This is a genomic window from Lelliottia sp. WB101 (assembly GCF_003051885.1).
GTDB lineage: Bacteria > Pseudomonadota > Gammaproteobacteria > Enterobacterales > Enterobacteriaceae > Enterobacter > Enterobacter nimipressuralis.
Window position 1 is genome coordinate 3,538,601 of the sequence record NZ_CP028520.1, and the last position, 26,143, is coordinate 3,564,743.

21 protein-coding genes and 1 other RNA gene are annotated in these 26,143 nt (G+C 55.7%); 9 read left to right on the plus strand and 13 right to left on the minus strand.

Annotation, left to right across the window (positions count from 1 at the left end; all coding sequences use genetic code 11):
• Positions 1-5 precede the first annotated feature (5 nt).
• The 5 genes from sufS to sufA are packed head-to-tail and all read right to left on the minus strand — an operon-like array spanning position 6 to position 5,089.
• Entirely contained in the window at positions 6-1,226 is a 1,221-nt protein-coding gene (gene sufS, locus DAI21_RS17075; RefSeq protein ID WP_107703720.1) for a cysteine desulfurase SufS, read from the minus strand.
• Entirely contained in the window at positions 1,223-2,494 is a 1,272-nt protein-coding gene (gene sufD / locus DAI21_RS17080; protein WP_107703721.1) for a Fe-S cluster assembly protein SufD, read from the minus strand. Before sufD ends, sufS begins: the two co-directional genes overlap by 4 nt.
• Positions 2,469-3,215 carry a Fe-S cluster assembly ATPase SufC gene (sufC, locus tag DAI21_RS17085; RefSeq protein WP_107703722.1) on the minus strand — a complete coding sequence of 249 codons (747 nt, stop codon included), beginning with the start codon at positions 3,213-3,215 and terminating at the stop codon, positions 2,469-2,471. The genes sufD and sufC overlap by 26 nt, the downstream gene beginning before the upstream one ends.
• Positions 3,216-3,224: 9 nt before the next feature.
• Complete coding sequence (gene sufB / locus DAI21_RS17090; protein WP_107703723.1) at positions 3,225-4,712, minus strand: Fe-S cluster assembly protein SufB; 1,488 nt, start codon at positions 4,710-4,712, stop codon at positions 3,225-3,227.
• Positions 4,713-4,720: 8 nt separating this feature from the next.
• Positions 4,721-5,089 (minus strand): Fe-S cluster assembly scaffold SufA, encoded by a 369-nt coding sequence (gene sufA, locus DAI21_RS17095; RefSeq protein ID WP_095281754.1) that lies wholly within the window; start codon positions 5,087-5,089, stop codon positions 4,721-4,723.
• 409 nt (positions 5,090-5,498) lie between these two features.
• Between sufA and DAI21_RS17100 the strand changes: the two genes are divergently transcribed.
• The gene (locus DAI21_RS17100; protein WP_100780447.1) at positions 5,499-5,771 is read left to right on the plus strand and encodes a YqjD family protein; all 273 of its coding nucleotides are present in this window, start codon (positions 5,499-5,501) and stop codon (positions 5,769-5,771) included.
• A gap of 60 nt (positions 5,772-5,831) precedes the next feature.
• Here DAI21_RS17100 and DAI21_RS17105 read toward each other — a convergent pair whose 3' ends face one another.
• Positions 5,832-6,563: a MerR family transcriptional regulator gene (locus DAI21_RS17105; protein ID WP_100780448.1), complete on the minus strand. Its 732-nt coding sequence runs from the start codon at positions 6,561-6,563 to the stop codon at positions 5,832-5,834.
• Positions 6,564-6,720: 157 nt separating this feature from the next.
• Entirely contained in the window at positions 6,721-7,938 is a 1,218-nt protein-coding gene (locus DAI21_RS17110; RefSeq protein ID WP_107703724.1) for a diguanylate phosphodiesterase, read from the minus strand.
• A gap of 343 nt (positions 7,939-8,281) precedes the next feature.
• Here DAI21_RS17110 and ycgZ point away from each other — a divergent pair, with 343 nt between their 5' ends.
• The 4 genes from ycgZ to fdhF all read left to right on the plus strand — a co-directional run bounded on the left by ycgZ (position 8,282) and on the right by fdhF (position 11,745).
• Positions 8,282-8,521 (plus strand): regulatory protein YcgZ, encoded by a 240-nt coding sequence (ycgZ, locus tag DAI21_RS17115; RefSeq protein ID WP_100780450.1) that lies wholly within the window; start codon positions 8,282-8,284, stop codon positions 8,519-8,521.
• A 170-nt stretch (positions 8,522-8,691) separates the two neighbouring features.
• Positions 8,692-9,012: a hypothetical protein gene (locus DAI21_RS17120; RefSeq protein ID WP_100780451.1), complete on the plus strand. Its 321-nt coding sequence runs from the start codon at positions 8,692-8,694 to the stop codon at positions 9,010-9,012.
• A gap of 35 nt (positions 9,013-9,047) precedes the next feature.
• Positions 9,048-9,326, plus strand: a complete 279-nt coding sequence (locus DAI21_RS17125; protein WP_100780452.1) for a biofilm development regulator YmgB/AriR family protein — start codon at positions 9,048-9,050, stop codon at positions 9,324-9,326.
• Positions 9,327-9,594: 268 nt separating this feature from the next.
• Positions 9,595-11,745, plus strand: a complete 2,151-nt coding sequence (gene fdhF / locus DAI21_RS17130) for a formate dehydrogenase subunit alpha (RefSeq protein WP_107703725.1) — start codon at positions 9,595-9,597, stop codon at positions 11,743-11,745.
• Positions 11,746-11,813: 68 nt separating this feature from the next.
• Here fdhF and DAI21_RS17135 read toward each other — a convergent pair whose 3' ends face one another.
• The 3 genes from DAI21_RS17135 to DAI21_RS17145 all read right to left on the minus strand — a co-directional run bounded on the left by DAI21_RS17135 (position 11,814) and on the right by DAI21_RS17145 (position 15,566).
• Positions 11,814-12,008, minus strand: coding sequence for a YdiH family protein (locus DAI21_RS17135; protein ID WP_100780454.1), 195 nt, complete (start codon positions 12,006-12,008; stop codon positions 11,814-11,816).
• A 94-nt stretch (positions 12,009-12,102) separates the two neighbouring features.
• Positions 12,103-12,513: a 1,4-dihydroxy-2-naphthoyl-CoA hydrolase gene (menI, locus tag DAI21_RS17140; protein WP_100780455.1), complete on the minus strand. Its 411-nt coding sequence runs from the start codon at positions 12,511-12,513 to the stop codon at positions 12,103-12,105.
• Positions 12,510-15,566, minus strand: a complete 3,057-nt coding sequence (locus tag DAI21_RS17145; protein ID WP_107703726.1) for an FAD-binding and (Fe-S)-binding domain-containing protein — start codon at positions 15,564-15,566, stop codon at positions 12,510-12,512. The genes menI and DAI21_RS17145 overlap by 4 nt, the downstream gene beginning before the upstream one ends.
• A 254-nt stretch (positions 15,567-15,820) precedes the next feature.
• On the opposite strand from DAI21_RS17145, the gene ydiK reads away from it, so the two are divergent.
• Complete coding sequence (gene ydiK / locus DAI21_RS17150) at positions 15,821-16,936, plus strand: AI-2E family transporter YdiK (protein WP_100780457.1); 1,116 nt, start codon at positions 15,821-15,823, stop codon at positions 16,934-16,936.
• A 176-nt stretch (positions 16,937-17,112) separates the two neighbouring features.
• Positions 17,113-17,220, plus strand: an RNA gene (rprA, locus tag DAI21_RS17155) — antisense sRNA RprA.
• Between the two features lie 17 nt (positions 17,221-17,237).
• Here the strand turns inward: rprA and DAI21_RS17160 are convergent.
• From DAI21_RS17160 to ppsA, 3 genes are all read right to left on the minus strand, one after another.
• A complete protein-coding gene (locus DAI21_RS17160) occupies positions 17,238-19,613 on the minus strand; it encodes a glycoside hydrolase family 3 N-terminal domain-containing protein (protein WP_107703727.1) in 2,376 nt (791 codons plus the stop codon).
• A gap of 3 nt (positions 19,614-19,616) precedes the next feature.
• Positions 19,617-21,017, minus strand: a complete 1,401-nt coding sequence (locus DAI21_RS17165; protein WP_102103523.1) for an MFS transporter — start codon at positions 21,015-21,017, stop codon at positions 19,617-19,619.
• Positions 21,018-21,242: 225 nt separating this feature from the next.
• On the minus strand, positions 21,243-23,621 hold the full coding sequence (gene ppsA / locus DAI21_RS17170; protein WP_107703728.1) for a phosphoenolpyruvate synthase: 2,379 nt from the start codon (positions 23,619-23,621) through the stop codon (positions 21,243-21,245).
• A 335-nt stretch (positions 23,622-23,956) separates the two neighbouring features.
• Between ppsA and DAI21_RS17175 the strand changes: the two genes are divergently transcribed.
• On the plus strand, positions 23,957-24,790 hold the full coding sequence (locus tag DAI21_RS17175) for a pyruvate, water dikinase regulatory protein (protein WP_100780461.1): 834 nt from the start codon (positions 23,957-23,959) through the stop codon (positions 24,788-24,790).
• Positions 24,791-24,942: 152 nt separating this feature from the next.
• Positions 24,943-25,989: a 3-deoxy-7-phosphoheptulonate synthase AroH gene (gene aroH / locus DAI21_RS17180; RefSeq protein ID WP_107704280.1), complete on the plus strand. Its 1,047-nt coding sequence runs from the start codon at positions 24,943-24,945 to the stop codon at positions 25,987-25,989.
• The last annotated feature ends 154 nt before the right edge of the window (positions 25,990-26,143 follow it).

The window sequence follows — 26,143 nt, forward strand, 5'->3', positions numbered from 1 at the left end:
CTCTCTTAGCCCAGCAGGTGATGGATACGTTTCAGTCCTGTCACCAGCCTGTCGATCTCTTCCGTTGTGTTATACATCACCAGCGACGCGCGGCACATGGCCGGGACCTGGTAAAACGCCATCAGCGGCATCGCGCAGTGGTGCCCGGTGCGCACGGCCACGCCGTAGTTATCCAGGAAACTCCCCACGTCGTAGGCGTGATGTTGACCCAGATTAAAGGCAATGACCCCTTTGCGCGAATCCGGTCCGTAGAGGGTCAGATCCGGCACGCTGGCCAGCTCCGCCAGCGCATAGCGCATCAGCGTCTGTTCGTACTCGGCAATCGCATCCAGCCCAATCGCTGATACGTACTCAACTGCCGCGCCCAGCCCGATAATCCCGCCCGTGTTCGGCGTCCCGGCCTCAAAGCGCCACGGCGCTTTAGCGTAGGTCGTGCCCTGCGTCAGGCTGACGGTGGCGATCATCGACCCGCCCCCTTCCCACGGCGGCATCGCCTGCAGGATATCCTCTTTCACGTACAGCACGCCAATCCCGGTCGGGCCATACAGTTTATGACCGGAGAAGACGTAAAAATCGCAGTCCAGCGCCTGTACGTCGGTAGCGTGATGCATCACCGCCTGCGCGCCGTCCACCAGCACTTTCGCACCGGCCTGATGCGCTTTGGCGATGATCTCGGCCACCGGGTTTTCGGTGCCAAGCACGTTGGAAATCTGGGTAATCGCCACCAGCCGCGTACGGTCGTCGAGCAGGGTATCCAGCAGCTCCAGCTGCAACGTCCCGTCCTGATTGAGCGGGATCACGCGCAGTTGTGCCCCCACGCGCTCGCAGAGCATCTGCCACGGCACGATATTGGCGTGATGCTCCATCTGGGTGATGATGATGTTGTCACCCGCATGCACCTGCGCACTGCCCCAGCTGTTGGCCACCAGGTTGATACCTTCAGTAGTGCCGCGCACGAACACCAGCTCTTCCGGTGAACGGGCGTTGAGGAAGGTCGCAAGCTGCGTGCGCACGTTTTCCATCCGCTGCGTCGCTTCGGCGCTGAGGGTATGAATACCGCGATGCACCGCCGCATAGCCGTGGCGATAAAACTCCGCCTCGGCGTCAATCACCTGATTCGGCTTCTGCGCGCTGGCCGCGCTGTCGAGATAGGCAAGCGGCAGACCGTTCACTTCACGGGTCAGGACGGGAAAATCCGCCCGCACTTTCTCTACGGGAAAACTCATGCTTCGCCTCCTGGCAAACGCTGACCAATGCGTGCCAGCACCTGCTGTTTCAGGGTTTCATCGCGCAGCGCTTCCGTCAGCTCCGCGGCAAACGCGTAGATGATCATCTTCTGCGCCGCCTGCTTGTTGATACCACGCGAACGCAGATAGAACATCTGTTCATCGTCGATACGGCCAACCGTCGCCCCGTGGCTGCACTTGACGTCATCGGCATAAATTTCGAGCTGCGGCTTGGTGTCCACTTCCGCCAGACGGCCCAGCAGCAGATTGTTGTTCGTCATCTGCCCGTCGGTTTTGATGGCGTGTTGCGCCACGTTAATCAGGCCGTTAAACACCGCACGCCCTTTGTCATTGGCGATGACTTTATGCATCTGGCGACTGTTACAGTAGCCTTTGTTGTGCTCAAGCCAGGTACGGGTATCGCATACTTCCGACTTCACCGGCATCGCCAGGCTGTTCATGCGCAACGTGGTGTTCTCGCCGTTAAGCTGCGTGCTGGTGTTGTGGCGCAGCACCGCCCCGCCGAGCAGGAAGCTGTGGCTGTACGCCGCCGCGTCCGGGCCAATCAGTATGTCGTTGTGGGCAAAGTGATGGCTCACCGGGTTTTCAAACGCCAGCTTGATGTGATGCAGCTGGGCATTGGCCGCCACGTTCATCGTCAGGCGCGCGCCGGTAAAGTGTCTGGTCTCATTCAGGCTGACGTAATGCTCAATGAGGGTCGCTTCCGCCCCCTCAGCCAGGTCGAGATGATGACGATAGTGGGCCGTATTGACCTCTTCGCCCTCCAGCCCCTGCGTGATGTGTAAAAGCAGCAGCGGTTTCGCCGGGCGCTGATTACGCTTCACGCGGATATGCGTCACGCCTGACGCCAGGCTTTCGGTCAGATGCAGGAATACTTCCGGCTGCACCGGCACAGGCAGAGACTGGCGCTGGTCATTGATCTCAACGTCAAACCCGCTGCCCTCAGTGCTGTCACTCAGTTCCGGGTTATAACGCCCATCAACAAACACCAGACGTACGGCGTCAATATTCAGCGCCAGCGCATCGCGCTGGGCTGGCGTGACATCCGCCAGACGCGTGACAAACTGACTGTTGAGCAAGCCGTCCAGCGGCGTGTACTTCCAGTTTTCATGTTTGCGCGTCGGCAGACCGAGACGCAGCATCTGCTGCAAGTGCTGTTGCGCCTGTTCAGATCGCGTTTCGCCCTGGGTTTCAAACAGGCGATGCCACTGCTGCAGTGCGTTACTGCTGTTCGGTAAGCCAGCCATAGCCCTGCTCCTCCAGTTGTTTGACCAGAGTAAAATCGCCTGATTTAACGATGCGGCCCTGATACAGAACGTGGACGTAATCCGGTTTGATGTAGTCAAGAATGCGCTGATAGTGGGTGACGATAATGAACGAACGTTTGCCGTCGCGCAGGGAGTTCACGCCGTCGGCAACAATTTTCAGCGCATCGATGTCCAGACCAGAGTCCGTTTCATCCAGAATACACAGCTCCGGCTCCAGCACCGCCATCTGCAGGATATCGTTACGTTTTTTCTCGCCACCGGAGAAGCCGACGTTCACAGAACGGGTCAGCAAATCTTCCGGCATTTTCAGCAGTTTGATCTTCTCTTCCATCAGATCCTGGAAGTCAAAGCGGTCCAGTTCATCTTCTCCACGGTATTTGCGCACCGCATTGAGGGAGGTTTGCAGGAAGAACTGGTTGCTGACGCCCGGGATTTCGACCGGATACTGGAAGGCCATAAAGATGCCTTCACCGGCGCGATCTTCCGGGGAGAGTTCCAGCAGATCTTTGCCCTTAAACTCGACGGACCCGCCGACCACTTCATAATCTTCACGCCCGGCCAGCGTCGCGGAGAGCGTACTCTTCCCGGAGCCGTTTGGCCCCATAATGGCGTGCACTTCACCCGGACGGACGTCAATATTCAGCCCACGCAGGATCGCTTTATCTTCCACACTGACCTGTAAATCTTTAATGCTTAACATGTTTTTTCCTTAACCGACGCTGTGCTCAAGGCTAATCGCGAGTAATTTTTGTGCTTCTACGGCAAATTCCAGCGGCAGCTCAGAGAACACGTCCTTGCAGAAGCCGTTCACAATCATCGAAATCGCATCTTCTTCGCTGATCCCGCGCTGCAGGCAGTAGAACAGCTGGTCTTCGCCGATGCGCGAAGTGGTGGCCTCGTGCTCAAGCTGGGCGGTGTTGTTACGACACTCCACGTACGGGAAGGTGTGCGCCCCGCAGTCGGTGCCGATCAGCATCGAATCACACTGGGTGAAGTTACGGGCGTTTGTCGCTGTCGGCATGATTTTCACCAGGCCGCGATAGCTGTTCTGGCTGTGCCCGGCAGAAATGCCTTTCGAAATGATCGTCGATTTTGTGTTTTTACCGATGTGGATCATCTTGGTACCGGTATCGGCCTGCTGATGGCCGCTGGTCAGCGCCACGGAGTAGAACTCACCGATCGAGTTATCGCCGCGCAGAATGCAGCTCGGGTATTTCCAGGTGATCGCCGAACCGGTCTCGGACTGGGTCCAGGACATTTTACTGTTTTCACCTTCGCACAGGGCGCGCTTGGTCACGAAGTTCAGGATGCCGCCCGTATTACCGTCACCAGGGAACCAGTTTTGCACCGTGGAGTATTTCACTTCGGCGTCTTTGTGGATGATCACCTCTACTACCGCCGCGTGCAGCTGATAGCTGTCGCGCACGGGCGCAGAACATCCTTCGATATAGCTCACATAGCTGCCTTCATCGGCCACCAGAATGGTGCGCTCGAACTGGCCCGTTTTTTCCGCGTTGATGCGGAAATAGGTCGACAGCTCCATCGGACAACGCACGCCTTTCGGCACGTAGATAAAGGTGCCGTCGGAGGCGACCGCCGCGTTCAGCGCCGCAAAGAAGTTATCGTTGCTCGGCACCACGGTACCGATGTATTTCTTCACCAGTTCCGGGTGGTCGTGAATGGCTTCGCCAAAGGAGCAGAAGATAATGCCCTGCTCGGCCAGCTTGCCTCGGTAGGTGGTGGCAACGGAAACGGAGTCAAAAATGGCGTCGACCGCCACTTCACGTCCTTCGCGCACCGGCACGCCGAGCTGCTCAAAGGCCTCTTCCACCTCTTTGCTCAGGAACGTGTTGGCGCCCGTCTGCTGTACGGCACCCGGCTGAGACGCGCAAGTGTCATCACAGCTGCCGCAGGATGGCGCGGAGTAGTAGCTGTAGTCCTGATAGTTGAGCTTATCGTAATGTGCTTTCAGCCAGTGGGGTTCTTCCATTTCCAGCCAGGCGCGAAACGCGCTCAGGCGAAACTCGAGCATCCACTCCGGCTCATTACGTTTGGCCGAAATCGCGCGCACCACCTCTTCGTTGATGCCTTTCGCCAGTTCGTCCGTTTGCAGGTGGGTGAAAAAGCCCTCTTTATAGTTGAGGTGCCCGCCACTCCAGGTGTTCACATCGTCAGTTGCTTCAGTATTACGAGACATAGTACCGCCTATACCCCAAAGCTTTCGCCGCAGCCGCATTCATTCTGCGCTTTCGGGTTATTGAATTTGAATAACTGGTTTAAGCCTTCGCGCACGTAATCGACTTCGGTGCCATCGATAAACGGCATCGCCTGCAGTGCGACAAACAGCTTCGCCCCGTCGGTTTCGAACACCAGATCGTCTTTTTCGGGCACGCTCACCGTGTCCAGCACGTAGCCGAACCCGGCGCAGCCAGTCTGTTTAACGCCGAGACGCAAGCCCACAATATCCGGCTTCTTCGCTATCAGCTCGTGAATATGCGCCGCCGCCGTGGGCGTCAGCGTCAAACCACGCCAGGCAAAATCAGCGGGATTAAAGGTTTCTGAATGCAATTCCATAGGTCCACCTCATCTGTTAAGCCGCCAGGGGCATTACACCATGTTAGTGATAACGATTATCACTTCAACCCCCTGACAGCAGGGGCTTTCGGCTAAACCGCCCTTTTTGGCTACTTTTATTAAGCATAGACCCTGCGACGCAGGTTATTAGCCTATGAAAAAATTGTTTAATGCTTTGATGTATAACGTATTTGATGGGCTAAAACCGTGAGAACAGCGCAAGGGGAAAATATGTATCGGGAATACCTATTTATTTAATCGGTTTTAGAAAATCTTCAGAATCAACCGACTACCCGAAAATCAGGGCGTTATGTGATTTACGCAAACAGGGCATTCCAGGAAAACACCGAATCATCAGCGCGTCAGGGATAAGGGACTAAACTTTATGTGACACCAAAAGGAGATAAGTATGTCATCACATGATTTTGAGAATGAAGCCGATCGCCTGGCGAAAAAAGCCCTGAACAAAGCCGATGAATTTGCAGGCGAAGCGCAGTCCCAGTTTGGCGATGCGGTTGATTCACCGAAACATCAGCTGAAAGGCGCCGCACGCAAATACGCAGCACAAGCATCAGACGTCGCTTCAGAGGTCTCTGACAGAGTTCGTGATAATCCATTGACCGGGCTGATGGCGGCAGGCGCAATCGGGCTGATCATCGGTTTATTGGTCGGCAGGAAATAAGCCGCGAATAAGCAGCAAATATGACAGGCCCGAAAGGGCCTTTTTAGTCTTGTCAGGCGATTAGCCGTTGATAAATGAGACGGAAAAACCTTGTTCGCGCCAGTGATCTAACTGCTCCTGCTGACGCATTGAGGGCGCATGCCCCGTCCAGACAAATATTTTTTGCCCCGGGAACAGCTCGGGTTTCGGTGAGTCAATCGGCTCAGCCAGCACATCAATATGCCAGCCCTGCTGCGACAGGCGCCCGGCTTCCAGCCATAAACGCGTACGATCGTCCGTATCCCACCCAATCAGCAACGCTTCGTTGCCCGGCTTTTTGCGCGCTTCAGCCAGAAGCATCGCAATGAAATCGATCAGCACCCCATCCAGCAGGCTGGACATGTGTCGGGCGGTGTTGTGATCCAGGCTTAAACGCTGACGAACCGGAATGAAAATGTGATCGATGAGAACTTCTATGGCGTGGTCGCGACGGAATTCAGAAATTTTAAGTCGCAGTTTCGCGGGACTGGCAAACCGCAGCACCGTCATCATCTCTTCCTGAAGAGAGATCCAGTTGCTGTCCACCAGAGGAACGCCGACTTCCAGTAACGCCTTTACCTTGCCAACCGAAATGCCGGTTTTCATGAGGCGTTTAATCTCCTCGATGCGCTGGATATCCTCTTCGTCAAACTGACGATGGCCCCCTTCACTGCGCTGCGGCTTCAACAAACCGTAGCGTCGCTGCCAGGCGCGCAGTGTGACGGGGTTGATTCCGCATCGTTCGGCGACTTCGCCGATACTGTATAAGGCCATTAACTCCCTCATGCTTAAACGCAATACTTCCATACCAAACCTGATCAACTTTAGCAGATTGTATAACCTGATTGTATAACTAACAATTGACCAGGGTACAAGTCGATTTTGTACAAGATGACGTGTACCTGGTCTGATTTGTACAACCTTTACGACGCTATCCCTGTTTTTTCTCCGGCCACGCCACGGCTGGAATCCCGCCAAAACGCGGGCTGGCAAACAGATGTCCCTGGAACTGGGAGATCCCCGCCGACTCAAGCCACATCCACTCTTCCGCCTTTTCGACACCCACGGCACACACCAGGATTTCAAGGGATGTACAGCATTTGATGATGGCCTGAATAATCGCCTGTCGCGGGCCGCTGCGATGGACATCCGCCACCAGATCGCGATTAATCTTGATTCGGTCTGGCTGGAACTGTGCCAGCAGTAATAGCCCGGCGAAACCCGCGCCAAAGTGATCGATTGCCACGCTGATACCGGCACTTTTGAGCTGCCGGACGGCGTCTTTAAATTCATCAAAGCGCGAAATCACTTCGCTCTCGGTGAACTCGACCACAATCTGCTCCGGCACCAGACCGTTGGCTTCAATCTCATTTAACAGAAATCCCACCGCGCCAGGCACATTCACCAGCGTCATCGGCAGCAGGTTGACGGATAAGGCCTGCTCCTGAAGGCGTAACTGACCGGCCATGGCAAACGCCACTTTCTTACTCTGCAGATCAGCCTCGTAAATCTCGTTGCCGGAGAATTTTTTGAAGTAGGCTTCCGGAGAGCCGCCGTCAGCGGTGCGGATCAGGGCCTCATAGGAGACCAGTTCCCGGGCAAAAGGATCGACAATCGGCTGAAAGGCAAAGCCGCAATCAGCCGATGCGTCGAGCGCCAGAGGTTCTGCCGGTGCAACGTCGTCATCCGGGATAAAGTCCCAGCTATCGCCGTCAGGAATTTCGTAATAGTTGGCTTTTTCCGTCGCTTCAACGAAGGTGCGGAAAAACTGCAATGCGCGATCGTTGTAGGTCAGCTGGTACTTGGTTGTCCCTTTATCAAGCACCTTCTGGAGCACTTCCTGGCGATCATAAGTGCGTAAATCAAACAGCTCCATTCCTGCTTTGCCAAAGCGTCGCGACGGCGCGTAATCGCACAGCAGCTCCACCAGGTTGTAGTGGCGCAGATCTTTGCAAATGTCGGCGTAAATGCGGAAAACGCTCTCTTCCGGCCCTTCCAGCAGCTGGAAAAAGTGCGTTCCATTGAACAGTAAAATCCCGGTGACGTCGGATTCCCCGTTCTTAATGTTCGCTCCCGCGACCATCTCTTCCAGCGCTTTCACCGGAACGTTTTCGCAGAGATGGCTGCGGTAGATTATTGTCGTGAGCATAGTCGTCCTGGTGAGTAGAAGGTTACCCCCGCGGCGTGTCGCGGGGGTCAGGTCATTGTTATACCACATTAATTGATTAACAAATAATTCACATTTCAAACAGTTCAGCCGGATTCCACAGCCTCCCGCACGTTTGTACAGAATTTTCAGAGTGAAACATCTTGTACAATATATTCTGTACTGATATCGAATCAAACACATTGTAACTTACTGATAAAAAAGAAATAGCACTTTTTGCTTAAAATTAAGGTAAAAAACTGTACATCAAAAATGTACAACTTTTTAAAAAACGTATAACTTAAATCGTAACTTAGCTGACTACTTAATTTTACAGGAGTGATACATGCGTCAGAACAGCTACATTCCCGATAGCGGTAATGCGATTGTCCAGTACTTCGAGAAAGCTGCGCTACCTACTCAGCAAGAAACCCTGGGACAGATCGTAGTAGAGATCCTGAGCGATGGCCGTCATTTGAATCGCAAAAACCTGTGCACCAAGTTACTCAGCCGTCTTGATAAGGCGTCCGGTCCAGAAGAAGAGAGCCACTACCATGCATTGATTGGTTTGCTATTTGATCGTTGAGATCCAATAGCAAACCCATTTAACAGATCACCTGGTTTTTAAGTCAATTCTGACGAAGGAACGTTTCAGGCACAAAAAGACCTGGCAATCTTCAGCAGACCCCCTTAAAAGGGGATCTGACTTAATGCCGCACGGCGTGACGTCACCCTGCGGCAATCAGAGATGCAGTTATGAACAGAAGTGAAATAGAGCAATTAACAGATGAATTAATTGGAGAGGCGGTTTTATCTCTTCTGAAAGAGCACGGCCCTGTCAGCAAGCAGTCTCTCGTGCGGAGACTGCGGGACATGGAGGCGAGTGAGGCCGACCCTCGCCGTCGCGAAGCCCTCGCGGCGGTGATAGCCGAAATCAGCGCCAGCGGTACGCCGTTCGCACAACGTAAGAGAGCCCGCCCTCAGAGGGATCTGAACGGTCTAAAAAGCGAGCAAAGCGATAATGTTTTCCCGCTGTTTGGCGATGGCAAGCCCAGCGGTTCAAAAAACATACACTAACAGCAACCGATCAATAACCCTTACGGTGAGAATAAATGAGACAAAATATTCAAGTTCAACCCGCTGCGTATACTGGTTTTCATGATACCGCGCTGTCTGAATATTTCCGTAATGCAGGCGACAGACTGGCCGATGAATCCGCGCTTTTCGCCTCTGCGGTGAGCTGTATCATGGCGTCAGAAGGGCATCTGACCAACAAAGCCATTATCCTGTGGCTGATTAACGCCCTTGAAACCACCGACGATGTGGTGATGGCGGACGTGATCCGCAAAACCCTCGAAATCGTGGTTGGCTATACCATGGACGATATCTAAAAAAACGATTTCGCCCCCGAAGGCCAGAAGAGCATCGCACCCTGCTGCGTTTTCTCACTGGCCTTTTCTTTTGTCGACACTTTTGTCGAATGTCATGTCGAGCCAGGCGCTCAAAACCAAACAACTCCTGTTAAATCAATGAAATGAAATCTGGCACAGAACCTGCTTAGCAGGAATGTCAGATGACGCACATTCAACATATTGAATCGCATGATGTATTGCGGACCTCCGCAATACCTTAATTCATTTCTTAACAGGTCTGTTATTGATGAAAAAAATCGCAAGCGTCTGCCCCTACTGTGGCGCAGGCTGTAAATTAAACCTCGTTGTAGAAAACAACCGTATCCTCCGTGCCGAAGCCGCTGAAGGCGTCACCAACCAGGGAACCCTGTGCCTGAAAGGCTTTTACGGCTGGGACTTTCTCAACGATACCCGTCTGCTCACCCCTCGCCTCACCCAGCCGATGATCCGCTATCACAAAGGAGACAAATTCACCCCTGTCACCTGGGAAGAGGCGATCCGCTACACCGCCAGCAAACTGAAAGCCATCAAAGAGCAGCACGGCCCACGCGCGATCATGACGACCGGCTCGTCACGCGGTACCGGCAACGAAACCAACTACGTAATGCAGAAGTTTGCGCGCGGTGTACTTAACACCAATAACGTGGATTGCTGCGCCCGCGTCTGCCACGGCCCGTCAGTGGCCGGTTTGCAGGAGACGCTCGGCAACGGCGCAATGAGTAACTCCATAAACGATATCGAGAACTCAGCATGTCTGCTGGTGTTCGGCTATAACTGCGCCGATTCGCACCCGATCGTCGCCCGTCGGGTGCTCAAAGCCCGACAAAACGGTGCCAAAATCATCGTCTGCGATCCGCGTCGCATCGAAACTGCGCGCATCGCCGATCAGCATTTGCAGCTCAACAACGGCAGCAATATGGCGCTGGTCAATGCCTTTGGCTACGTTCTGCTGGAAGAGGAGCTGTACGATAAAAACTACGTCGCGCGCTTCACCGATGGCCTCGACGATTATCGTAAAATCGTCCAGGATTACGCGCCTGAGAAGGTCGAGCATCTGACCGGCATCCCGGCGCGCGACGTGCGTCAGGCGATGCGCACCTTCGCCGCCGCGCCGTCTGCCACGGTGATGTGGGGCATGGGCGTGACCCAGTTCGGCCAGGCCGTGGATGTGGTGAAAGGCCTGTCGAGCCTGGCGCTGCTGACCGGCAATCTCGGCCGCCCTGCCGTCGGCGTCGGCCCGGTTCGCGGGCAAAACAACGTACAGGGCGCGTGCGATATGGGCGTGCTGCCGAACATGTTCCCTGGCTATCAGGACGTGACGGATGCCGCCGTGCGCACGAAGTTTGCCGACGCCTGGGGGATTGACGTCAACACCATGGACGATCAGGTCGGCACACGCATCACCGAAGTGCCGCACCTGGCGCTGGAAGGCAAAATCAAAGCCTACTACATCATGGGGGAAGACCCGCTCCAGACCGAAGCCGATCTGGGCCTGGTGCGTCGCGGCTTTGAAGCGCTCGACTTCGTGGTGGTGCAGGACATCTTCATGACCAAAACCGCCGAAGTCGCCGATGTGCTGTTACCGGCGACCTCCTGGGGTGAGCACGGCGGCGTGTTTACCTGTGCAGACCGCGGCTTCCAGCGCTTCGGTAAAGCAATCGAGGCCAGCGGCAATGTGAAACGCGACTGGGAGATCATCAGCCTGCTTGCCAGCGAGATGGGCTATCCGATGCATTACGACTCCAACCAGCAGATCTGGGACGAAATGCGCGAACTCTGCCCGCTGTTCTTCGGCGTCACCTACGAAAAAATGGGCGAGATGGGCCACGTGCAATGGCCATGTCCGACGCTGGATCACCCCGGCACGCCCTACCTGTACAAAGACAATCAGTTCGATACGCCCAACGGTAAAGGCCAACTGTTTGCCGCTCCGTGGCGCGCGCCTGCTGAAGTACCGGACGCAGACTATCCGTTAGTGCTGTGTACAGTACGCGAAGTCGGCCACTACTCCTGCCGTTCGATGACCGGTAACTGCGCCGCGCTGCAAAGCCTGGCCGATGAACCGGGACGGGTGCAGATGAATCCGGCGGATGCCGACGCGCTGGGGGTAAGAGACGGACAGCTGGTGTGGGTGCGTTCGCGTCGCGGGAAAGTGATCACCCGGGCGAACATCAGCGAACGCATTAATCCGGGCGCGGTGTACATGACTTACCAGTGGTGGATCGGAGCCTGTAACGAACTGACTCAGGATAATCTGGACCCGACGTCGAAAACGCCGGAAACCAAGTACTGCGCGGTTAAACTGGAGGCCATCGACGATCAGCGCTGGGCGGAAGATTATGCCGCCTCTGCCTATCAGTCGATGAAAACCCGGCTGATTGACGCGGTGAACGTTTAGCCACCCCATCGCTCAACGGATAAAAACAAAAAAGGCCGCATAAGCGGCCTTTTAAACAAGCGGGAGTATTAATGGACGTGAACGCCTAACCGCCAGGCAAAGTAGATCTCTTCTTTCAGTTCGTTTGAAGAGAGCGCGAGCAGGTCGGCAAACTCCAGTTCAAGCTGTTTCAGCTTTTTCAGGTACTGCGCCGGGGACAGGTTGCTCTTATCGCGACGTAAAAACTCTACTGCCAGTTGGGTGGGGCTCATTTCGGTATCCATAACATCCTCTCTATGTACAAAACCTGACCAGTATAGCACGTCTGACTGACCAATTTTTGACCAAAAACAATTCCTCAAGGATGTTTACCTTTATTTAAACCACCGCCGTCGTCAGGCGCGACGAACAGCACAGCCTCTCCTGCTCGTCGAAAATATCGATTTGCCACACCTGATGACGACCGCCCGCATGGAGCGCGCGACAGACGCCTCGCACGCGCCCGCTGCGCACGGAGCGAATGTGGTTGGCATTCACTTCCAGCCCCACCACCTTTTGCTCCCCGTCGGTACAGAGGTAACCCGCCACCGATCCCAGCGTCTCCGCCAGCACCACGGACGCGCCGCCGTGCAGCAGGCCAAACGGCTGATGCGTGCGGCTGTCCACCGGCATGGTGGCTTCAAGGACGTCTTCGCCGATACGGGTAAACTGAATATCGAGCAGCCCGACCATATTCCCTTCTCCCATGGCATTGAGCACCTCAAGCGTCACGGTACGTTTCCAGATCATCCCATAATCTCCAGTAAAGCCTGCAATGGATGGCGAACGCCGCTTCCTTCAACGCGTTTCACCTGGCTGCGACAGGAGTAACCCGTCGCCAGACAGCGGTTTCGCGGCAAACGCTGCATGGCCTGATGCCATGACAATTCGTAGATCCCAAGCGAATTCGCGTGGTTTTTCACTTCGTGCCCATAAGTCCCGGCCATCCCGCAGCAGCCGACGCTGACGTTTTCCAGCTTCGCGCCAAAGCGGGCAAAGATAGAGGCCCATTGCGCAGGGGCACCCGGCAGCGCGGTCACTTCCGTGCAGTGTCCAAAGAGATACCAGGCTTCACCGCTGACCTCTTTTGTCTCGGCAGAGTGCAGCGCCGCAGGCAGCCATTCATGCACCAGCATAACGCTGAAATCCCCGCGCTTGTCGCCCAGAGTCTGTTTGTACTCATCGCGATAACAGAGCACCAGCGCCGGATCGACGCCCACCATCGGCATGCCCAACTGCGCGATACGGTTCAAAAAGTCCGACGTTTTCTGCGCCGTTTTCGCAAAGCGCGTCAGGAACCCTTTAATGTGCTGCGCTTTACCGTTCGGCGAGAATGGCAGTACCACCGGCTGATAGCCGACGCGCTCCACCAGCCGCACGAAATCGGCCACCACCTGCGCCTCGTAGTAGCTGGTAAACGGGTCCTGCACCACCAGCACGGTTTTCGCTTTTTGCTCGTCGCTCAGGGCCTCCAGCTGTTCCAGCGTCATATTGGCCGAACGGTGGCCCACGAGCTGGCGTTGCAGAGAAGGCGTGGAGAGCAGCGGCAGATCGACCATGCCGATATGTTTTTCGGAAAGTTTGCGCACCAGCGGCTGATTGATAAAGAAGTTGAACGTCTTCGGCGCGCGCGCCATCAGCGGGGCGTAGCTTTCGACCGTCGCCACCAGATGATCGCGCACCGGGCGCAGATAGCGGGAGTGATACAACTGCAGGAAGCGCGAGCGGAACTCCGGCACGTCGATCTTGATCGGACATTGCGTCGAGCAGGCTTTACACGCCAGGCAACCGGACATCGCCTCTTTCACTTCATGGGAAAAATCATACTCGCCTTTACTGGCGTGCCAGCTGTTCCTGGAACGCTCAATCAGCGTGCGCAGGCTGGCGCGTTTTTCCGGTAAATCGCTTTCGAGTTTCAGCGGGTCCACGCCGCGATCGGCCAGCAATCGCAGCCACTCGCGCACCAGCGTCGCTCGCCCTTTCGGGGAATGAATGCGGTTGCTGGTGATTTTCATCGACGGGCACATCGGGCTTTTCACGTCGAAGTTAAAGCACAGACCGTTGCCGTTACACTCCATCGCCCCGCGCCAGGAGGAACGCACCGCGATCGGGATCTGGCGGTCATACGTGCCGCGCTTCACCGCGTCGACCTGCATCATCGGATCGTCCACACCCGCAGGCGGACAGATTTTGCCCGGATTCAGGCGGTTATTCGGGTCAAACGCCGCTTTGATTTTGCGCAGTTCACCGTACAGCTGCTCGCCGAAGAACGCCGGGCTGTACTGGGCGCGAAAACCTTTCCCGTGCTCGCCCCACAGCAGGCCGCCGTATTTTGCCGTCAGCGCGACCACGTCGTCGGAGATCTGCTTCATCAGCATCTCCTGCTGCGGGTCGCACATATCCAGCGCCGGACGCACGTGCAGCACACCGGCATCCACGTGACCAAACATGCCGTAGCTCAGACCGTGGCTGTCGAGTAACGCGCGGAACTCCACAATGTAATCCGCCAGATGTTCCGGCGGCACGCAGGTATCTTCCGCAAACGGAATCGGTTTGGCCGCGCCTTTCGCATTCCCCAGCAGGCCGACCGCTTTTTTACGCATCGCGTAAATGCGCTCAATGCCCGAGAGATCGTTGCACAACTGCCAGCCAATCACGCCGCCCTCGCCCTGCGCGATCAGCTCGTCGAGTCGGGTACAGAGCATCTGCACCTGTGAGTCGATAAGCTCCGCATCATCGCCAGCAAATTCAACAATGTTCAGGCCCAGCATCTCTTTATCAGGCACATCGGTGATCAGCTCGCTGACCGAATGCCAGACGATATCTTCCCGCGCCAGATTAAGCACTTTCGAGTCGACGGTTTCCACCGACAGCGCGCGCGCCTCGACCATAAACGGCGCGTTGCGCAGCGCCGCATCGAAGGAGTTGTATTTGACGTTCACCAGGCGGCGCACTTTCGGCAGCCGGGTGATATCCAGACGGGCTTCGGTGATAAAGGCCAGGGTACCTTCCGAGCCGGTCAGAATACGGGTGAGATCGAACTCGCTCAAATCGTCATTAAAGACGTGGCGCAGATCGTAGCCCGTCAGGAAGCGGTTCAGCTTCGGGAATTTATCGACAATCAGCTGGCGGTTATCGCGACAGCTTTCGAGCACGCTGCGATAAATGCGCCCGACCGCCGTGTTGTCCTGCCCGAGGGTTTCAGCCAGCTGCACCGGAATCGCCTGGGTGTCGAGAATGTCCCCGCCCAGCAGCACCGCGCGCACGCCCAGGACGTGATCGGACGTTTTACCGTACACCAGGGACCCCTGGCCGGAGGCATCCGTATTGATCATCCCGCCCAGCGTGGCGCGGTTGCTGGTGGATAATTCCGGAGCAAAGAAGTAGCCGTAGGGTTTCAGGAACTGATTGAGCTGATCTTTAATCACCCCCGCTTCGACGCGCACCCAGCCCTCTTCCGGGTTGATCTCGATGATACGGTTCATATAGCGCGACATATCAATGATGATGCCCTGATTCAGGGCCTGACCATTGGTGCCTGTCCCGCCACCGCGCGGGGTGAAGACCAGCGACGCGAAACGCTCCTGCGCGGCCAGACGGGAAAGCAACGCCACATCGGCGGTGGAACGGGGGAAAACGACGGCATCGGGAAGTAACTGATAGATACTGTTGTCGGTCGCCATCGTCAGCCTGTCGGCATAATTGGTGGCGGTATCACCTGTAAAACCCTGTTGCTCCAGTGCTTGCAAATAAGTCAGCACCAGCTGAACGACGCCCGGTGCCTGAGAAATCAATGGGATCATTACGGAAGACCCTAAATAGTGTTGTTGCCCTCTCGATAATCCGCGATGCGACAAGGCCGCAAGTGCGCGAATTATGACGGGGATAATCGTTTGCGTTGTGTTTGAATTGTTGTATCACATTTTTTTCTTATACGCCCATCAGTTTTACGGGCAGAATTCGCCTGTCAAAAATCGCTGAAATCACTAATGATTAAGGGATGCGATTTTCTGTTTCGGCCAGCCGGTCTGGTCTTCATGTAAGGTAAATTTCATTTATGGTCACTTCTCGTCAGCCCAGGGACGTTGCGCAAATACTGCTGTCGGTGCTGTTTTTAGCCATCATAATTGTTGCGTGTCTATGGATAGTTCGCCCCTTCGTCCTCGGTTTTGCGTGGGCAGGTACGGTGGTCGTTGCCACCTGGCCACTGTTATTACGTCTGCAGAAACTGTTTTTTGGTCGTCGTACTCCCGCCGTTCTGGTGATGACGCTGCTGCTGTTTCTGGTCTTTATCATTCCGATTGCGCTCCTGATTAACAGCCTTGTCGATACCAGCGGGCCGGTGATTCGCGGGATCACCAGCGGTGAGATGACCGTGCCGGATCTAGCGTGGCTTAACAGCATTCCGCTGGTCGGCGCGAAGCTCTACAGCGGCTGGCACAGTCTGCTGGAGATGGGCGGCAGCGCGATCATGGCGAAAGTTCGGCCATATGTCGGCACCACGACCACCTGGTTTATCGCCCAGGCGGCCAATATCGGCCACTTTATGATGCACTGTACCCTGATGCTGCTTTTCAGCGCCCTGCTCTACTGGCGCGGTGAACAGGTGGCACAGGGCGTACGTCATTTTGCGACCCGTCTCGCAGGGACACGCGGTGACGCGGCGGTGCTCCTGGCAGCCCAGGCCGTTCGCGCAGTGGCGCTGGGTGTGGTTGTCACGGCGCTGGTGCAGGCGCTTCTCGGCGGGATTGGTCTGGCGATAAGCGGCGTGCCGTACGCGACCATTTTAACCGTCATCATGATCCTCACCTGTCTGGTCCAGCTTGGCCCGTTGCTGGTGCTGGTCCCATGCATTATCTGGCTCTACTGGAGCGGTGATACTACCTGGGGTACGGTGCTGCTGGTGTGGAGCTGCGTGGTGGGCACCATGGATAACGTTATCCGTCCGATGCTCATTCGTATGGGCGCGGATTTGCCGTTGATTCTGATCCTCTCTGGCGTCATCGGCGGATTGATTGCCTTTGGAATGATTGGGCTGTTTATTGGCCCTGTGCTGCTGGCTGTGACCTGGCGTCTGTTCTCCGCGTGGGTGCATGAAATTCCACCGCCAGGTACCGACCCGGAAGTGGCGCTGCATAATCTCGAAGAACTTGACGGCAAGAACAACCCGTAATGTATTGTCAGGCGAGGCCACTCGCCTGACACTTAAGCATGCCTAATCTTTATTAAGACTTTTCTCAGGTTCAGCCCGCTTCGTCTGGTCTCGCCCCGCGCTAAATCTTCATAGTTCTTAAACTATTGAGACGAATCTGATCGACGCTAAAACGTCGCATGTCCTACTATTAAGTCACGGTTATGAATCAACGCATTGATTTATAAGCATGGAAATCCCCTGAGTGAAACAACGAATTGCTGTGTGTAGTCTTTGCCCATCTCCCACGATGGGCTTTTTTTTGTCCTGCTTACGCTCGTTTTTACGCTCGTTCGATTTCACACGAACTCAGCATCCGCCACTTCTCCGGCAGTACCCGCGTCTCGCCAGTGACATTCACCGTCACCGCAGCGAGAATATCCGCTGAAGACAGCCCGACCTGCAGCTCAAATTCGCCTGGCTCAACCACTCTTTTACCGTCGCGGCGGGTGAAATTAAACATATCCAGCGGCAGGCTGAAGGTGAGCGTCGCCTTTTCGCCCGGTGAGAGCGTGACGCGCTGGAAGGCTTTAAGCTCCTGCAACGGTCGCACCATCGAGGCCACACGGTCGCGCACATAGACCTGCACCACTTCGCTACCGCTACGCTCGCCGCTGTTTTGCACCGTCACGCTCAGCGTCACCTCGCCCTCGACCGGGACTGACGTTTTCGCTAAACGCAGTGCATCGCAGGAAAATGTCGTCCAGCCGAGACCAAAACCGAAGGGATAGCGTGAGCCAAAGTGAAAGGCGAACGGCGTACCGCCGCTTTTCAGCTTGTGATTGTAATAGTATGGCATCGCACCCGCACTTTTCGGCACACTCACCACCAGCCGTCCCTGCGGTTCCGCGCGCCCGGTCAGCACATCGGCAATCGCCCAGCCGCCCTCCTGTCCTGGTGCCCAGGCCAGCAGCAGCGCCGCGACCTTATCTTCTAGCCCCTGCAGGTTGTACGGACGCCCGCCCGTCACCACCACCACGACCGGCTTACCGGTTTCCACCAGCGCTTCCAGCAGTTGTTGCTGCACGCCGGGCAGGTTCAGGCTGTCAGTGTCGGAGCCTTCACCCACAGTACCGCTCTGGAATAATCCCGCCAGATCGCCCACGCAGGCGATGACGATATCGCTGTCCTGCGCCGCCCGCACCGCCTGTGGAATCAGACGGGTATCGAATGACACCGGCGATTGCTGCATCGGTTTGCCGCCGCTGTCACCGGGGAATACCGGCGCGCCCGCCATGCGGTGCTCAATGATGTGGCAGCCTTTGGCATAACGCACCTGGGCATCGCCCAGATAGTGTTTCAGCGCGGCAAGCGGTGTGGTTACCTGCGACGTCTCTTCCACCATATCGCTGATGATCAGATGCACCGGGAAGCTGTAGCCGCTCAGCAGCGCCAGCGGATCGTCTGCGGTTGGCCCTACCACTGCCACGCGCGGTTTACCCGCAAGCGGCAGTACGCCGTTGTTCTCCAGCAGCGTCAGCGAGCGGGTTGCCACGTCGCGCGCCACCTGTCGGGTTTGCGCATTTTGCAGATCGATATTCTCTTCGCGCGCATACGGCTGCTCAAACAGACCGAGGCGGAATTTTTCGCTCAGCACACGCGCAACAATTTCATCGATCTTATCCATCGAAATCAGCCCACGCTCAACTGCTTCCGCCAGATGACGGGCGCAGTCGTCTTTCGGCAGCTCCACGTCCAGCCCGGCGTTGAACGCCAGCGCCGCAGACTCCGCCGCATCGTGGGAAATGCCATGATGCTGATGCAACAGGCTGACACCGCCGTAGTCGGCCACCACAATCCCGTCGAACCCCCACTGCTCGCGCAGCACCGTGGTGAGCAAGAAGGCGTCGCTGTGGCCGGGCTGATTGTCGATATCATGATAGGCCGGCATCACGGAACCGGCGTTGGCCAGTTTTACCGCCATTTCAAACGGCAACAGGAACGTATCATTCAGCTCGCAAAAACCGAGATGCACCGGAGCATGGTTACGCGCCCCCTCGCTGAAAGAGTGGCCGACATAGTGTTTGAGGGTCGCCAGCAGATCGCGTTTTTCGCCCTGCAATCCGTCGACATACGCGGTCGCCATGACCCCGACCAGCCACGGATCTTCACCGAAGGTCTCTTCGGTACGCCCCCAGCGCACGTCGCGAGAGACATCCAGCACCGGGGCCAGCCCCTGCTGACAGCCCACCGAGCGGGCCTCAGCGCCGATCTGCTGTGCCGCACGCTTAACCAGCTCCGGGTCCCAGGTCGAACCGTAGTTGAGGGAGGACGGAAACAGCGTCGCGTCTTTGCACAGCAGGCCGACCAGGCACTCCTCATGGAACAGCGCGGGGATCCCCAGCCTGGTCTCTTCCATCATCATCAGCTGCAGGCGGTTTGCCGCACGCACGCCAGTGTGCGCATCCACAATGTGCGTCCCCAGCGGACGGGTAATTTGCCCGACGCCCAGTTTGAGCCGCTCGCTCAACGCCGCCTGTTCGCTCACGCCTGCAAATTCGTCGCTAAGATCGCTGCGCTCACGGTGATTGCCGCCCTCATCCAGAACCAGCCAGTAGGCATGCATCTGCGCGAATTTCTCTTCCGGTGTCATACGTGCCAGCAGATCGGCGACACGCTCTTGCACGGGATATCCCGCATCCTTGTAGATGGCAGTCATGTTTTACTCCTGTGTAGCAGAATGAAATGCCGGGCTGGTCTGCCCCGCATCAGTGCGAGCTTCGCGCTTGCGGGCAAGCTCTTGTGCGATGGAATCCACCAGGCGGCTGTTCAGTTTGTAAATGGCGAGCAGCACCACCATGGCGATAAACAGCACGCAGGGGATCAGGGTGAACAGCGCGTTGATCGTGGTCAGTACCTGCGGGCTTTGAATCGCCTGCCCCGGAACATAACTCACGATTCCCAGTACCCAGCCAACCACCGCGCCGCCGAGGGCAAGGCCGAATTTGATGGCGAACAGCGCAGTGGAAAAGACCAGCCCGTCCAGACGGCGGCCGCTTCGGTGCTCTTCGTAATCCACCACATCCGAGAACATGGTCCACTGCAGCGGCGTGGTGAGGTTCTGGATAAAGCTAAAGATGATGTTCAGGCCGAAAATCAGCCAGATTTGCGTCGGCGGCAGGAAGAAAATCATCGCGCCAAATATCACGAAGGAAATAATCGTCCACTGATAGGCACGCACCCGGTCAAATTTACCCAATAACCGTTCAGATAATAAGGCTCCGCTTAAAGAGGCCACCATTCCGGAAACGATAAAGGCAAAGACTAAATCCGGGCGCAGCAGCACATAATTGACGTAATACATCGTGGCGGAGCCGCGTGTGACGACTGCCGTCAACAGTAAAATATTAAACACAAAAACAATGCGCCATTGGCTGTTGGCGGCCAGTAATTTTAAATCCGTGAGCATCGAGCCGGAGGTATCATTACGCGGAGAATAACGCTCGCGGGTCATAAAGAAGCAGATGAAGAATAAGATAATGCCTAACAGGCCCATCAGACTCATGGCATAGAAATAGCCTTTCTGCACATTTCCCTGGCCTAAATGGGAGACCAGCGGCAGGGCGATGACCGTGACGATCAGGCCGCCAATAAAGGACAGCCCGAAACGCCAGGATTGCAGGGAATGGCGCTCACGCGGGTCCATCGTCAGGGCACCCGGCATCGCGCAGTACGGCACATTAATCGCGGAATAGATCAGGCTCAGTAAGGTGTAAGTCACGCAGGCATAGGCAATTTTCGCCGTTGGCCCGACATCGGGTACATAAAAAGTAATCAGACAGCTTACGCCAAACGGAATGGCGAACCACAGCAGCCACGGACGGAAACGCCCGTGCCGGGTCTGGGTGCGATCCACCAGCGCGCCAATGCACGGGTCGACAAAGGCATCCACCACGCGCACCACCAGAAACATGGTACCCATGATCGCGGCGGGGAGGCCAAATACATCCGTATAGAAATATGCCAGAAATAAGGTGGCCGTTTGCCAGACCAGCGCACTGGCCATATCACCCAGGCCGTAACCTATTTTATCTTTGGTACGTAATACAGAGGAGATTGTCATTGTTAATTGCCTTTTATCGGTTAAAACGTATTTCAACCAGTTGCGCAAGATGTAGGGTAATGCGCAGTAAGGCTCAATTATTAGCAGCGCTTCGCTGGCTAACAATTGTAGAAATTAACAGACTGATTACGATATTTGGTTAATTGCGCTAAGTGTGACGGGGAGCATAGTGGGGGAAATAATGTCGCCGTCCCTTTAAGAATAAAAGGGACGGCGCGATCAATACTACTTATTCAGTTCAGCCAGGCTCAGCCAGGTTTGCACCACGGTGTCCGGGTTCAGGGACAGGCTATCGATCCCCTCTTCCATCAGCCATGCGGCAAAGTCTTCGTGATCCGATGGACCCTGGCCACAAATCCCGACGTATTTGCCCTGTTTCTTTGCGGCGCGGATGGACATCGACAGCAGTGCTTTCACCGCTTCGTTACGTTCATCGAACAGCTCAGACACCACGCCGGAGTCACGGTCCAGACCCAACGTCAGCTGCGTCATATCGTTAGAGCCGATAGAGAAGCCGTCGAAGTATTCCAGGAACTGCTCTGCCAAAAGGGCGTTAGACGGGATTTCGCACATCATAATGATCTTCAGCCCGTTCTCGCCGCGCTTCAGCCCCTGACGCGCCAGCTCTTCGACTACCGCTTTCGCCTGATCCACGGTACGAACGAACGGGATCATGATTTCGACGTTAGTCAGCCCCATTTCGTTGCGCACGCGTTTCACCGCGTCACATTCAAGGGCGAAGCAGTCGCGGAAGCTGTCCGCCACGTAGCGACCCGCGCCACGGAAGCCGAGCATTGGGTTCTCTTCTTCCGGTTCGTAGCGCTCGCCGCCCACCAGGTTGGCGTATTCGTTGGACTTGAAGTCCGACAGACGCACGATCACCCGCTTCGGATAGAATGCCGCACCCAGGGTGGCAATCCCTTCCGTCAGACGTCCGACGTAGAACTCTTTCGGTGAGTCGTAGCCCTTCATCATCTCGCGGATTTCGTTCTGCAGCTGAGGCGTCTGGTCGTCAAACTCCAGCAGCGCACGCGGGTGCACGCCGATCATGCGGTTAATGATAAATTCCAGACGCGCCAGGCCGACGCCTTCGTTCGGCAGACAGGCGAAATCAAACGCACGATCCGGGTTGCCGACGTTCATCATGATTTTCAGCGGCAAATCCGGCATGGTATCGACGCTGGAGCTTTTCACGCTGAAGTCGAGAATATCGGCATAAACGTAGCCGGTGTCGCCTTCAGCACAGGAGACGGTGACTTTCTCATCGTCTTTCATGCGTTCGGTGGCATCACCGCAGCCGACCACCGCCGGAATGCCCAGCTCGCGGGCGATGATCGCCGCGTGGCAGGTACGGCCACCACGGTTGGTCACAATCGCCGCCGCTTTCTTCATGATCGGTTCCCAGTCCGGGTCGGTCATATCTGTTACCAGCACGTCACCCGGCTGAATACGATTCATCTCACTGATATCGTGGATCACTTTAACCGGGCCGGCACCGATGCGGTGACCAATCGCACGCCCTTCGGCGACAATTTTGCCCTGAGCATGCAGCGTGTAACGCTCCATCACCTGGCCGCGAGAACGCACAGTTTCCGGACGCGCCTGGACGATAAACAGTTTGCCGGTGTGGCCGTCTTTCGCCCATTCGATATCCATCGGACGTGCGTAGTGTTTTTCAATCTGAACGGCCTGTTTCGCCAGCTCCTGGACTTCCGCATCGGTCAGGGAGAAGCGGTCGCGTTGCTCCTGCGGCACGTCTTCGATTTCCACCTGTTTGCCGTGTTCCTGGCTCGGGGCGTAAATCATGCGGATTTTTTTAGAACCCATGGTGCGGCGCACAATCGACGGACGGTTGGCCGCCAGCGTCGGTTTGTGGACGTAGAATTCGTCAGGGTTAACCGCGCCCTGCACCACCATCTCACCCAGACCCCAGGCGGAGGTGATAAACACCACCTGATCGAAGCCAGATTCCGTATCGATGGAGAACATCACGCCGGAGGAGCCGATGTCAGAGCGCACCATGCGCTGCACGCCCGCAGAGAGCGCGACGCCGCGATGGTCATAGCCCTGATGCACGCGATAGGAGATCGCGCGGTCGTTGAACAGGGAAGCAAAGACATGCTTCACCGCCACCAGCACCGCGTCGTAGCCCTGAACGTTCAGGAAGGTTTCCTGCTGACCGGCAAAAGAGGCGTCCGGCATATCTTCTGCGGTGGCAGAGGAACGCACGGCGAATGACGCCTGCGCGTCGTCAGCAGAGAGTTGGTTATAAGCATCGTGAATCGCTTTTTCCAGCTCCGGCTGGAAAGGTGTGTCGATAATCCACTGGCGGATCTGCGCACCGGCTTTGGCAAGCGCGGTCACGTCATCAATATCCGTTTGGTCCAGCAGGTCGTAAATGCGCTGGTTAACACCGCTCTGGTCTAAAAAATAGTTAAACGCGTCGGCAGTTGTGGCAAACCCGTTCGGTACGGAAACACCCATACCCGACAGATTTGTAATCATTTCACCCAGGGAGGCATTTTTGCCTCCAACTCTGTCTACATCATTCATGCCGAGTTGGTTATACCAAAGCACCAGCGGTGACGAGCCATTGTTGGACATCGAAACAATCCTTTTGTGATATTTAAACGGAGTAAGTAACGCCTGACTTCGTATTTATACTGGCATATTTATTCCCGGCAAAAAAACGGTGAATCGTGTAAGCACTTTTATTTTTCTGTTTTTCGGACACTTTCCCATCATTCGCTAACCCGATGATTCCTATAGATTCGTGCTAAAACCCTTAAAACAAAGTGACTAATTTAAAAATGAAATCCACTTTTCAGTAAAATCAAAAACACCGTTTCATTTATAAATCAGACAAGTTCTTTGCTGTGTATTTTACTTTTTTAATTTATGCTTTCAGACAATTACGTACGATATTCAGGGTGGATAAAATGGATAATGCTGTGGATCGCCACGTTTTTTATATTTCTGATGGTACGGCGATCACCGCCGAAGTGCTGGGGCATGCGGTGATGTCGCAATTCCCCGTTGCGATTAACAGCATCACGCTGCCGTTTGTCGAAAACGAGAGCCGCGCAAAAGCGGTGAAAGAGCAGATCGATGCGATTTATCAGCAGACCGGTATTCGTCCGTTAGTTTTCTATTCCATTGTTATCCCCGAAATTCGCACCATTATTTTGCAAAGTGAAGGTTTCTGTCAGGACATCGTGCAGGCGCTGGTCGCTCCGCTACAAAGCGAGCTAAAACTCGATCCGACACCCGTTGCCCATCGCACCCACGGCCTGAATCCCGGAAACCTGGTGAAGTATGACGCGCGTATCGCCGCCATCGATTACACCCTCGCCCACGACGACGGGATTTCGATGCGCAATCTTGACCAGGCGCAGGTAATTTTGCTCGGCGTGTCGCGCTGCGGCAAAACCCCGACCAGCCTCTATCTGGCGCTCCAGTTTGGTATTCGCGCCGCGAACTACCCGTTTATCGCCGATGATATGGATAACCTCGTGCTGCCCGCCGCCCTGAAACCGCTGCAACATAAGCTGTTCGGTTTGACGATAAACCCCGAGCGTCTGGCCGCCATTCGCGAGGAGCGTCGTGAAAACAGCCGTTACGCCTCGATGCGTCAGTGCCGCATGGAGGTCTCCGAAGTGGAAGCGTTGTACCGCAAAAACCAGATCCCATGGCTGAACAGCACCAACTATTCGGTGGAAGAGATCGCCACGAAAATTCTCGACATCATGGGGTTAAACCGTCGCATGTACTAATACGCTAGTACGATGGTTTATTTTCAGTTATCATCGCGTTCACGCTTCGGGGCAGAGTGGCCCCGAACTTGAATTCAGCAGGGATTGGTTTAAGGTGATGCCCATCACTTCCCGGTAGTCTGCCGATGAAGCAAAAAATTCTGAGAACTTCCATGAACAAAACTGACGAACTTCGCACAGCGCGTATCGAAAGTCTGGTAACGCCCGCCGAACTGGCGCAGCGCCATCCTGTCTCCGCAAGCGTAGCGGAACACGTGACAGCGTCACGTCGACGCATTGAAAAAATCCTCAACGGGGAAGACCGCCGTTTACTGGTGATTATTGGTCCCTGCTCCATTCACGATCTCGAAGCGGCGATGGAGTACGCTCAACGCCTGAAAGTGCTGCGCGATAAGCACCAGGATCGCCTTGAAATCGTGATGCGCACCTATTTTGAAAAGCCGCGCACCGTGGTGGGCTGGAAAGGTCTGATCTCCGATCCTGATCTGAACGGCAGCTACCGTGTGAACCACGGTATCGAGCTGGCGCGTAAACTGCTTTTGCAGGTCAACGAGCTGGGCGTGCCGACCGCGACCGAGTTTCTGGATATGGTGACCGGGCAGTTTATCGCCGATCTCATCAGTTGGGGAGCCATCGGAGCTCGTACCACGGAGAGCCAGATCCACCGCGAGATGGCCTCGGCGCTCTCCTGCCCGGTGGGCTTTAAGAATGGCACCGATGGCAATACGCACATCGCGGTAGACGCGATTCGCGCCTCGCGCGCCAGCCATATGTTCCTCTCGCCGGATAAAAACGGCCAGATGACCATCTACCAGACCAGCGGCAACCCGTACGGCCATATCATCATGCGCGGCGGTAAAAAACCGAACTACCATGCGGAAGATATCGCGGCGGCGTGCGATACGCTGCACGAGTTTGATCTGCCTGAGCATCTGGTGGTGGATTTCAGCCACGGCAACTGTCAGAAACAGCATCGTCGCCAGCTGGACGTGTGCGATGAGATTTGCCAGCAGATCCGCAGCGGGTCCACCGCAGTGGCCGGGATTATGGCCGAGAGCTTCCTGAAAGAAGGTACGCAGAAGGTAGTGGCCGGTCAGCCGATCGTTTACGGCCAGTCGATTACCGATCCGTGTCTGAGCTGGGAAGATAGCGCGTTGCTGCTGGAAAAACTGGCGGCAGCGGTCGATACCCGGTTCTGATCTCCCTGCCCCATTGTGCCGGGTGGCGCTCTGCTTACCCGGCCTCTTCTCGTTTCTGCATAACGTCCTCAATCCGCAAGAATTGATCTCGTCACAAAATTTTCACAAAAACGCTTGCCGTGAAATTTCACTTTGTTGATAATGATTATCATTG